Annotated in this window: 11 protein-coding genes; 7 read left to right on the top strand and 4 right to left on the bottom strand. The window is 61.8% G+C overall.

All coding sequences use genetic code 11. From position 1 onward, the window contains the following. Nucleotides 1-84: 84 nt before the first annotated feature. Nucleotides 85-1,128, bottom strand: a complete 1,044-nt coding sequence (locus J5286_RS06915; RefSeq protein WP_209189757.1) for an aldo/keto reductase — start codon at nucleotides 1,126-1,128, stop codon at nucleotides 85-87. 207 nt (nucleotides 1,129-1,335) lie between these two features. Between J5286_RS06915 and fabD the strand changes: the two genes are divergently transcribed. From fabD to gmk, 7 genes are all read left to right on the top strand, one after another. Further along, complete coding sequence (fabD, locus tag J5286_RS06920) at nucleotides 1,336-2,280, top strand: ACP S-malonyltransferase (protein WP_209215337.1); 945 nt, start codon at nucleotides 1,336-1,338, stop codon at nucleotides 2,278-2,280. Nucleotides 2,281-2,309: 29 nt separating this feature from the next. Then, entirely contained in the window at nucleotides 2,310-3,047 is a 738-nt protein-coding gene (gene fabG / locus J5286_RS06925) for a 3-oxoacyl-[acyl-carrier-protein] reductase (RefSeq protein WP_018898755.1), read from the top strand. Nucleotides 3,048-3,338: 291 nt separating this feature from the next. Further along, the gene (locus tag J5286_RS06930; RefSeq protein WP_003502080.1) at nucleotides 3,339-3,575 is read left to right on the top strand and encodes an acyl carrier protein; all 237 of its coding nucleotides are present in this window, start codon (nucleotides 3,339-3,341) and stop codon (nucleotides 3,573-3,575) included. 93 nt (nucleotides 3,576-3,668) lie between these two features. Next, nucleotides 3,669-4,931: a beta-ketoacyl-ACP synthase II gene (gene fabF / locus J5286_RS06935; RefSeq protein ID WP_026283052.1), complete on the top strand. Its 1,263-nt coding sequence runs from the start codon at nucleotides 3,669-3,671 to the stop codon at nucleotides 4,929-4,931. Nucleotides 4,932-5,048: 117 nt separating this feature from the next. After that, nucleotides 5,049-6,284: an endolytic transglycosylase MltG gene (gene mltG / locus J5286_RS06940; protein WP_047513340.1), complete on the top strand. Its 1,236-nt coding sequence runs from the start codon at nucleotides 5,049-5,051 to the stop codon at nucleotides 6,282-6,284. Between the two features lie 17 nt (nucleotides 6,285-6,301). Next, nucleotides 6,302-7,189, top strand: a complete 888-nt coding sequence (locus J5286_RS06945) for a YicC/YloC family endoribonuclease (protein ID WP_209189759.1) — start codon at nucleotides 6,302-6,304, stop codon at nucleotides 7,187-7,189. A 3-nt stretch (nucleotides 7,190-7,192) separates the two neighbouring features. Then, entirely contained in the window at nucleotides 7,193-7,873 is a 681-nt protein-coding gene (gene gmk / locus J5286_RS06950) for a guanylate kinase (protein ID WP_209189760.1), read from the top strand. 47 nt (nucleotides 7,874-7,920) lie between these two features. Here the strand turns inward: gmk and rsmA are convergent, their stop codons facing one another. Genes rsmA through J5286_RS06965 form a run of 3 tightly spaced genes read right to left on the bottom strand, consistent with a single transcriptional unit; the run spans nucleotide 7,921 to nucleotide 10,729 of the window. Further along, the gene (gene rsmA / locus J5286_RS06955; RefSeq protein ID WP_209189761.1) at nucleotides 7,921-8,748 is read right to left on the bottom strand and encodes a 16S rRNA (adenine(1518)-N(6)/adenine(1519)-N(6))-dimethyltransferase RsmA; all 828 of its coding nucleotides are present in this window, start codon (nucleotides 8,746-8,748) and stop codon (nucleotides 7,921-7,923) included. Further along, the gene (gene pdxA, locus J5286_RS06960) at nucleotides 8,748-9,773 is read right to left on the bottom strand and encodes a 4-hydroxythreonine-4-phosphate dehydrogenase PdxA (RefSeq protein ID WP_209189762.1); all 1,026 of its coding nucleotides are present in this window, start codon (nucleotides 9,771-9,773) and stop codon (nucleotides 8,748-8,750) included. Before pdxA ends, rsmA begins: the two co-directional genes overlap by 1 nt. 5 nt (nucleotides 9,774-9,778) lie before the next feature. Further along, the gene (locus J5286_RS06965) at nucleotides 9,779-10,729 is read right to left on the bottom strand and encodes a SurA N-terminal domain-containing protein (protein ID WP_209189763.1); all 951 of its coding nucleotides are present in this window, start codon (nucleotides 10,727-10,729) and stop codon (nucleotides 9,779-9,781) included. Nucleotides 10,730-10,887 lie beyond the last annotated feature (158 nt).

Genomic DNA, 10,887 nt, shown 5'->3' on the forward strand with positions numbered 1-10,887 from the left:
CCATTGCGGGTAAACAATGACGGCTCCTGTCAAATTTGGGTGATTTCGCACATTCGCGACAGACTGCCGCGGCAGTCCGAAGCGTCAGATCGGCATCGGATATTCGCGATGCACCTTGTCGATCTCGGCGAGGATATCGCTCGAAAGCTTGATGCCGGCCGCGTCGATATCGGTCGTCAGCTGCGCCATGGTCGTGGCACCGATGATGGCCGACGTCATGAAGCGGCGTGTCAGGCAGAACGCGATGGCCATGGCCGACGGATCGAGGCCGTGGCGCTTGGCGATCTCGACGTAAGCCTTGGTCGGCGCTTCCTGCAGCGGCTGGAGGCGTCCGCCGATGTCGCCGTTGATCGAGCCGCGCGAGCCACCGGGTAAGGCGCCGCCGATATACTTGCCGCTGAGGATGCCGCCGGCGAGTGGCGAGTAGGCGAGCAGGCCTACATCTTCATGGTGCGACATCTCCGCCATGTCGAGATCGTAGTGGCGATAGAGCAGGTTATACTCGTTCTGGATGCTGACGACGCGCGGCAGGCCGAGCTGCTCGGCGATTGTAAGATACTTCTGCGTGCCCCAGGTCGTCTCGTTGGAGAGGCCGATCGTCCGGATCTTGCCTTCCTTCACCAGTTCGCCCGCCGTCTGCAGGATGTCGGTGATGTTGGCGACGGCCTTGGCGCGATCCTGCTTGAAGGGGTCGTAGTGCCAGTTCTGGCGGAAGTGGAAATGACCGCGAACCGGCCAGTGGATCTGGTAGAGATCGATATAGTCTGTCTTCAGCCGCTTCAGGCTGGCCTCGATCGCCAGGCGCATATTCTTGGCATCTGCGCCTTCGCCGCCACGGATATAGGAACGACCGGGGCCGGCGACCTTGGTGGCGAGGACGATGTCCTTGCGCTTGCCAGTCTTCTCAAGCCAGGTGCCGATATAATCCTCGGTCAGGCCTTGGGTCTCGGGGCCGACGGGCGTGGTTGGGTAAAGCTCGGCGGTGTCGAAGAAGTTGACGCCCCGCTCGAAGGCGTAGTCCATCTGTGCGTGAGCTTCCGCCTCGGTGTTCTGCGTGCCCCAGGTCATGGTGCCAAGGCAGATTTCGGACACCGAAATATCGGTGCGGCCAAGTTTCTTATGCTTCATTGGGGAGCCTTAATCGTGATCTTAAAAGAATGAGGTCTTGGAAGGACGGCGCGAATTTAGGCCGGAATTGAGCAAGCGCAAGAGCAAATGTGCGGCTTTGTTGCAGTCGCGAAAGCCTTGGAACGCAGGCCTCCGGCACTTGACTCTCGGGGAAAGAATGTCAATTGGAGGCGAAATGACCGCGGGTCCATATAAAAAGGACATAGGATGACCATCGCTTTCACGTTCCCTGGCCAGGGCAGTCAGGCCGTCGGCATGGGCAAGGATCTTGCCGAGAATTTCGCCGAAGCGCGCGCCGTTTTTGCAGAGGTCGATGACGCTCTCGGCGAGAAGCTGTCCGAGACCATGTTCAACGGTCCGGAAGAGACACTGACGCTGACCGCGAATGCGCAGCCGGCGCTGATGGCCGTGTCGATGGCCGTCATCCGCGTGCTCGAAGCCAAGGGCGTCGATCCCAAGGCCAAGGTTTCCTACGTTGCCGGCCACTCGCTCGGCGAATACTCCGCTCTCTGTGCCGCCGGCATGTTCTCGATCGCCGACACCGCGCGCCTCCTGCGCATTCGCGGCAACGCGATGCAGGCAGCTGTCCCCGTCGGCGTCGGCGCCATGGCCGCCATCATCGGCCTCGAACATGCCGACGTGATCGCCGTCTGCGAGGAAGCCTCGGCACTCGGCGCTTGCCAGATCGCCAACGACAATGGCGGCGGCCAGATCGTGATTTCGGGTGAGAAGGTGCCGGTCGAGAAGGCTGCTGCCATCGCCACCGAAAAGGGCGCCAAGCGCGCCATCCTGCTGCCGGTCTCCGCACCCTTCCATTCTGCGCTGATGGCGCCGGCCGCTGACGCGATGCGCGAGGCGCTGGCAGGTGTCGCGAAGTCGAACCCGGTCGTGCCCGTCATCGCCAACGTGCGCGCCGCGCCCGTCACCGATGCTGACGAAATTGCCAAGCTGCTGGTCGAACAGGTCACCGGCCAGGTTCGCTGGCGCGAAACGGTGGAATGGTTCGCGGCAAACGGCGTGACCACGCTTTACGAACTCGGCGCCGGCAAGGTCCTGACCGGCCTCGCGCGCCGCATCGACAAGAACGTGACCGGCATCTCGGTCAATTCGCCGGCTGATATCGACGCGGCCGTCGCCGCTCTTCTGGGCTGATTGATTTAACGATTACAAGGAATTCTTCCATGCTCGATCTCTCTGGCCGCAAGGCTCTGGTCACCGGCGCTTCTGGCGGCATCGGCGAAGAAATCGCCCGCATCCTGCACAAGCAGGGCGCCATCGTCGGCCTGCACGGCACCCGCGTCGAAAAGCTCGAGGCGCTGGCCAATGAACTCGGCGACCGCGTCAAGATCTTCCCGGCAAACCTCGCCGACCGCGACGAAGTCAAGGCGCTCGGCGTCAAGGCCGAAGCCGAACTCGACGGCGTCGACATCCTCGTCAACAACGCCGGCATCACCAAGGATGGCCTCTTCGTGCGCATGTCGGACGAGGACTGGGACAGCGTCATCGAAGTCAACCTGACCTCGATGTTCCGCCTGACCCGCGAGTTGACGCATCCGATGATGCGCCGCCGCTATGGCCGCATCATCAACATCACCTCGATCGTCGGCGTCACCGGCAATCCCGGCCAGGCCAACTACTGCGCCTCCAAGGCCGGCATGATCGGCTTCACCAAGTCGCTGGCGCAGGAGATCGCGACGCGCAACGTGACGGTCAACTGCGTGGCGCCGGGCTTTATCGAAAGCGCGATGACGGGCAAGCTGAACGACAAGCAGAAGGACGCGATCATGGGCGCGATCCCGATGAAGCGCATGGGCACCGGCGCCGAAGTGGCCTCCGCCGTTGCTTACCTGGCTTCGTCGGAAGCGGCTTACATGACGGGCCAGACTTTGCATGTAAATGGCGGCATGGCCATGATCTGAAACGGAAAACTGGCTTTCGGGCCGTTTTTCCCCGCAATAGCCTGTTCACCAACCCTATGGGGTTGATTTTCTGGCTTTGCGGCAGACATAAACCGTGTTAATCGGGCCATGACTGTGAACAGTCTCCCGAGAAAGAAGACGGACCGGCGGGCTTTCCAAGCAAGCCTGGGACATCTCTGGTAGCCGGGTACAACGAGTTTGCCGAAGGTGGCTTTAGGGCGCCGCAGGCTGAAACAGGGTAGGGTGCCATAAAGGCTCTCTGATCAGGATTATAAGGTCGAGGAAACCGACATGAGCGATATCGCAGAACGCGTAAAGAAAATTGTTATTGATCATCTTGGCGTCGACGCCGACAAGGTTGTCGAAGGCGCAAGCTTCATCGACGATCTGGGCGCTGACTCGCTCGACACCGTCGAACTGGTCATGGCGTTCGAAGAAGAATTCGGCGTTGAAATTCCTGACGACGCTGCGGACTCGATCCTGACGGTCGGCGACGCTGTTAAGTTTATCGAAAAGGCCCAGGCTTAATCCTGAGCACTTTAGAAAGGGCGGACCCGGAGTCCGCCCTTTCTATTTCTGGCATGGTCTCCATAGAACACAAAAGGCGGGGGAATGCAGTCGATGAGACGGGTGGTTATTACGGGCACTGGCATGGTGTCTCCCTTGGGATGCGGCACGGAAGTGACCTGGGCTCGCCTGCTGGCGGGCGAAAACGGCGCACGCCTCGTGACCGAGTTCGAAGTCGATGACCTTCCGGCCAAGATCGCATGCCGTATTCCTGTCGGCGATGGCACCGGCGGCACCTTCAATCAGGATGATTGGATGGAGCCCAAGGAACAGCGCAAGGTCGATCCTTTCATCGTCTATGGCATGGCCGCGGCCGACATGGCGCTCAACGATGCCAACTGGCATCCCGAGAGCGACGAAGACCAGATTGCGACCGGCGTCCTCATCGGCTCCGGCATTGGCGGCATCGAAGGCATCGTCGAAGCGGGCTATACGCTGCGCGACAAGGGCCCGCGCCGCATCTCTCCTTTCTTCATTCCAGGCCGTCTGATCAACCTCGTATCCGGCCAGGTCTCGATCCGTCACAAGCTGCGCGGACCGAACCACTCCGTTGTCACCGCCTGCTCGACCGGTGCGCACGCCATTGGCGATGCTGCCCGTCTGATCGCTTTCGGCGATGCCGATGTCATGGTCGCCGGCGGCACCGAATCGCCGGTCAGCCGCATCTCGCTCGCAGGCTTCGCGGCCTGCAAGGCGCTGTCCACGCAGCATAACGACGATCCCACCAAGGCCTCGCGCCCCTACGACAAGGACCGTGACGGCTTCGTCATGGGCGAGGGCGCCGGCATCGTCGTTCTCGAAGAGCTCGAGCATGCCCTGGCGCGGGGCGCACGGATTTACGCTGAAGTGGTCGGCTACGGCCTGTCGGGCGATGCCTACCACATCACCGCGCCGTCGGAAGACGGCGAGGGCGCCGGCCGCTGCATGGCGATGGCGCTGAAGCGCGCTGGCCTGACGCCTGCCGATATCGATTACATCAACGCGCACGGCACATCGACCATGGCCGACACGATCGAACTTGGCGCCGTCGAGCGTCTGGTTGGCGATGCCGCGTCGAAGATCTCCATGTCCTCGACCAAGTCTGCCACCGGCCACCTTCTTGGCGCTGCCGGCGCCATCGAGGCGATCTTCGCCACGCTTTCGATCCGCGACAACGTCGTGCCGCCGACGCTCAATCTCGACAACCCCGAGCGAGAGACGAAGATCGATCTCGTCCCACACAAGGCGCGTCAACGGGAAGTGAACGTGGCGCTGTCGAATTCCTTCGGATTCGGCGGTACAAACGCATCGCTGGTGCTGCGCCGCTACGTCGCCTGAGACTGACCCACGACGTCCGCAACGGGCAGGGCAGTCCAATCCGATGGCTGCCCACCCGCATTTCGCCGCATTGCTTCGCAAGAAGCAGCTTTTGGGGCCAAATTTAGAGGATTGCCGGTGAGCGATACGAACCAGAGCAACGACACGACCGGCCAGCAGGGCCAGCAGTCGCAGAGTGGCCCGATCATTCCGAAATCGCCAACCGAAGCGCTGCGCCCTGAGCGCGTGCCGGAGCCGCCGAAGCGCTCAAAGAAGGCCAGAAGCCAGGTCGTCATCTTCCTGAACTTCCTGATGACGCTGGTCGTGCTCGGCTGCGCCGCCGCCGTCGTCGTCTTCTACTATGCGATTTCCACCTACCAGAGCCCCGGTCCGCTGGAAGCCAACACCAATTTCATCGTGCGCAACGGCGCAGGGATCACCGAGATCGCGTTCAATCTTGAGCGCAACAACATCATCTCCGACGGCCGCGTCTTCCGCTATCTCACCGCCACCCATCTGAATGATGGCGAAAGCCTCAAGGCCGGTGAATACGAGATCAAGGCGCATGCCTCGATGAACGAGATCATGGAACTGCTGAAATCCGGCAAGTCCATCCTCTATTCGATCTCCTTCCCCGAGGGCCTCAGCGTCCGCCAGATGTTCAACCGCATGAACGAGGACCAGGTACTGGAAGGCGACCTCCCGACGGTCCTGCCGGCCGAGGGCAGCCTGCGCCCGGATACGTATAAGTTCTCGCGCGGTACCAAGCGCGCCGAGATCATCGAGCAAATGGCCGCGGCCCAGCAGAAGCTCGTGGACCAGATTTGGGACAAGCGCGATCCGTCGCTGCCCTTCAAGTCGAAGGACGAGATGATCGTTCTCGCCTCCATCGTCGAGAAGGAAACCGGCGTTCCAGACGAGCGCGCCCATGTGGCCTCGGTCTTCCTGAACCGTCTCGGCAAGGGCATGCGCCTGCAGTCGGACCCGACGATCATCTATGGATTGTTCGGTGGCGACGGCAAGCCGGCCGACCGGCCGATCTACCAGTCGGATCTCAAGAAAGAGACGCCCTTCAACACCTACGTGATCAAGGGCCTGCCGCCGACGCCGATCGCCAATCCCGGCCGCGATGCGCTTGAGGCCGTTGCCAATCCGTGGAAGACGCAGGACCTCTATTTCGTGGCCGACGGCACGGGTGGCCATGTCTTCGCCGCCACGCTTGAGGACCACAACGCCAATGTCCGGCGCTGGCGCAAGCTGGAAGCCGACAAGGGCGCCGATCCGAATATCGCGGTCGACGGGCAGCCTGACGCGGCAACGCCCGCCGATGCGCCGGCAGCGCCTGCTCCGGCTCCGAAGAAAAAGAGAAACTGATAATATCGGAGGCTTCCATGGCTTTGCAGTCCATGACGGGTTTTGCGCGGCGCGAAGGCACGACCGATCGCTGGCGCTGGGCCTGGGAACTGCGCTCGGTAAACGGCAAGGGCCTGGATATCCGCCTGCGCCTGCCGCCGGGCCTCGAGCGGCTGGAAAACGACGTCAAGCGCCTGGCCGGCGAGCAGTTCAGCCGCGGCAACATGCAGGTGTCGCTGTCCGTCTCGTCGCCCGAAAGCCGCGTCGAAACCGTTCTCAACCAAGAGGCGTTAGTTGCCGTTCTGTCGCTGCGCGATCAGCTGGCTGATATCATCGATCCGGCGCCGCTGAAGCTCGATACGCTTCTCGGCATCCGCGGCATCGTCGATTTCCGCGAGACCGAAGATAGCCCGGAAGCCATCGCTGCGCGCGATGCCGAGATCATGAATGGCCTTGCGCTGGCACTGACCGATCTCCGGCATATGCGCGAGCAGGAGGGGGCGGCGCTTTCCCGCGTGCTCCTTGATCAGGTGGCGATCATCGAGCGTCTGACTGGTGTTGTGGAAAGCGACCCGTCGCGTTCGCCGCGCGAGATCGCGGCACGTCTTGCGGCCCAGGTCGCGATGCTGATGGATGCATCCGGCAAGTTCGATCAGGACAGGCTCCATGCCGAGGCGGCGATCCTGGCGACCAAGGCCGATCTGCGCGAAGAGATCGATCGCTTGAAGGCACACGTGGCAGCCGCGCGCGACCTGCTCGCCAAGGGCGGCCCTATCGGCCGCAAGCTCGATTTCCTTGCACAGGAATTTAACCGGGAATCGAATACAATATGCTCGAAGTCCAATGCGGCCGCGGTGACAGCGGCCGGCATTGAGTTGAAAGTGGTCATCGACCAGTTCCGCGAGCAAGTTCAGAATTTGGAGTGAACCATGAGCCCGACCCCGTCGAGCCCCGAAACCTCTAGCACGCCGACGAAGATCGCCCGTCGCGGCCTGATGCTCGTTCTATCCTCGCCTTCGGGCGCTGGAAAGTCGACCATTGCCGGCAATTTGCTGCGGGACGACCATAGTCTCGAGATCTCGATCAGTGTGACGACGAGGGCAAAGCGGCCGAGCGAGATCGCGGGCAAGCATTATCACTTCATCAGCGTCCCGCAGTTCGAGAGAATGCGCGATGCCGGTGATCTCCTCGAATGGGCGGAAGTTCACGGCAATTTCTATGGCACGCCGCGCGAGCCAGTGGAGGCCGCTATGGCTGCCGGCCGTGACATGCTGTTTGATATCGATTGGCAGGGTGCGCTGCAGCTGCAGGAAAAGATGAAGGCCGATATTGTCTCGATCTTCGTGCTGCCGCCGACGATGACTGAACTGCAATCCCGTCTGCATCGCCGTGCCGAAGATTCCGAAGAGGTTATTCGGACGCGTCTCTTGAACTCGCGTGCCGAGATCGAGCGCTGGCGTGAATATGACTACGTCATCGTCAACGACGACCTCGACGAAGCATTTCGCAACGTGAGCTGCATCGTCAATGCCGAGCGCGTACGCCGTGATCGGCGCCATGGCCTGTTCGATTTTGTGAACGGCCTGCTGACCGAAGAGCCTAACCTGTAAGCTCGTGAGATTAGATCTGCCGCCGCGAAGTCGACGATAAGTCGTTTCTAAAGGCTGTTTGCCAGGCGGCAGAATTCCTCGACCGAAAGCGTCTCGGCGCGTCTCTGCGGATCAATGCCGGCCTTCTCGAGCAGTTTCTCGCCGCCGATCGGCTTCAGGCTCTGGCGCAGCATCTTGCGGCGCTGCCCGAAAGCAGCCTGGGTCACCTTTTCGAGATTGGCGACTGAGCAGGGGATCGGGTGCTCGTTCGGCGTCAGATGTACCACTGTCGACGTTACCTTCGGCGGAGGAGTAAAGGCCTGCGGAGGGATGTCGAACGCCATGTGCGCGTTCGTACGCCAGCCGCAGAGCACACCGAGACGCCCATAGTGATCGTCTTCCTCATCGGCGACGATACGCAAGCCCACTTCCTTCTGGAACATCAGCGTCAGCGATTGCCAGAACGGGGGCCATTGTTTCGGCAGCAACCAGTTCACCAGAAGCTGGGTCCCGACATTGTAGGGAAGGTTGGCGATGATCTTCACCGGTCCCTCGGGCGCCAGTGCCTCGAAATCGGTGGTCAGAGCGTCGCCTTCGATCACCTCGAGCCGGCCAGGATAATGCGCCTGCACTTCGGCAAGCGCTGGCAGGCAACGCGGATCGCGTTCGACGGCGATGACCTTCTTGGCGCCGAGCGCGAGGATGGCCCGCGTCAAGCCGCCGGGACCGGGGCCAACCTCGAACACCGTCGCATCTTCGAGCGGCCCCGCATTGCGCGCTACTTTCTGGGTGAGGTTGAGGTCGAGGATGAAGTTCTGCCCGAGCGCCTTGCGCGCATCCAGGCCATGGCGCCTGATGACGTCGCTGAGCGGCGGCAATCCGTCGAGTGCGGCCATCAGGAATTGCTCTTGGAAACGCGACCGAGGTGCCCGGCAAGCTTCAGGGCGGCAACCAGGCTGCTTTCGCGCGCCAGCCCCTTGCCGGCGATGCCGAAGGCGGTGCCGTGATCGGGGGAGGTGCGGATGAAGGGCAGGCCAAGCGTCACGTTGACGGCGTCATCGAAGCCGAGCGCCTTTGCCGGGATCAGGGCCTGGTCGTGATACATGCACACCGCGACGTCGTAGCGCGACCGCGCTTCGTCGTGGAACATGGTGTCGGCGGGCAGGGGGCCGATCGCATCGATACCCTCGGCGCGAAGGAACTGGATCGCCGGATGAATGACGTTCGCGTCTTCCTTGCCGATGGCGCCATCTTCGCCGGCATGCGGATTGAGGCCCGCGACGGCAAGGCGCGGATTGACGATGCCAAAGCGCTGGACGAGATCGGCGTGTGCGATCCGGCATGTCTCCACGATCAGCTCCGCCGTCAGCGCCTGAGGCACATCCTTGATCGGGATGTGGATCGTGACGGGGATCGCGCGAAGCTTCGGTCCGGCGAGCATCATGACGGGTGTCACGGGCGTACCGGTCACGCGTTTCGCAAGCTCGGCCAGAAACTCGGTATGCCCCGGAAAACGGAAACCGCTCTCGTAGAGAACGGACTTGGCGATCGGGTTTGTGACGACGCCGAGTGCTTCGCCGCCGATCGTCAGCGACACAGCCTCCTCGATTGCGGCAATTGTCCCACGGGCCGTCGCGACATGCGCTTCGCCAGCGATGACTTCGATCCCCGCTGGGATCGGCAGGACGGGGATTGCGTCGGCAAAGACGTCGATCGCGCCGGCGCAATCGGTCTCGCGGATCGCGACGGTCAGGTCCAGCATCCGCGCGCGGGTGGCAAGGACGTCAGGATCACCGATGAAAACAAAAGGCGGCAGGCCAAGCTCGCGGCGGCGCAGCCAGGCCATCAATGTAATGTCAGGGCCGATCCCAGCGGGATCGCCCTGGCTGAGAGCAAGCGGGCGCGAAAAGGCGAGCGTCATTGGCATCAGCGGCGAACGATCTGCGCTTTCTTGCGCAGCTCTTCGAGATACTTTGTGGAATTGGTGTTTTCCGGCGGCGCGTTCTTGTCCTTGGCCTTGTTGAGATCTTCTTCACGGAAGACCATCTCGGCTGCCTGGTCGTCGGAAACCTGACGCTGGCTGCAGATCGCCAGATACTCGACGCCCTTTTCGGTCACGCGCGTTGCGGTGGTGTTGCCCTTGGCCTGTTCGACAAGAGGCTTCCACTCCGGCGGCAGTTCCGGTGCCAGCATGCGACCGAGATCACGAACGGAGACATCACGCATCGTGGCGGCGAAAACCTTGGCCTGTTCGCAGCCCGGATACTTCGAGCGCGAGGCTTCCGCTTCACTCTTGCGCTTGCCGACGATGCCCTTCTTGCTGGCGGGGACGACGAAGATCATTTGCTGCAGAATGTATTCGGTGGTCTCTGGCTTCTGCTTGTTGTTTTCCATCATGCGGGCAACGAGGTCGGCATTCGACATCTTGTTGCTGTTGCCATAGCGAGCGTTCACCAGGCGTGGCCAGCTCATCTGCACGGCGATAAATGCCTTGAAGTGATCAACGCCGACGCCGGCCTGGCTGAGGATCTGCGTCATCTGCGCGGTCGTCAGCTTGTTGCCGGTGGCAAAGCGCGCGAAGGATGCATCAACGTCGTCCTTTGACACCGACATTCGAACGCGCGCGATTTCCTGCTGCTTCAGCGTCTGCTCGATAAGCTGGTCTTCAGCGGATTTGGCGTCGGCCTTCTGGTGCTGCAGGCGCAGGAAAGCCTGGCGCTTGGCCACGTCACCGCTGGTGAGGGCAGTCCCGTTGACGACCACCCGGACTTCGCTTGCCGCATAGGCCACGTTGGCCTTTGGCAGCGCCAAGCCCGCGACAGTGGCGAATGCCAAGCCTGCGATCATCGTTCTTACGGTGTTCTTCGCGCCAATCATCTGTCGACCCTTCCCATTGACGCCGCGCTTTCGCGTCGCGGCGCGCCTATCTTACCGAGATAACGTCAGCGTTGCTGCCTTCGAGACGCAGCAGCATATGCCGCATATATCCAATGGCCACAATGTCCTGCATAGCGTTACGGCGAAAGAAAGGCCCC

The sequence above is a fragment of the Rhizobium sp. 16-488-2b genome (genome assembly GCF_017741815.1).
GTDB lineage: Bacteria > Pseudomonadota > Alphaproteobacteria > Rhizobiales > Rhizobiaceae > Rhizobium.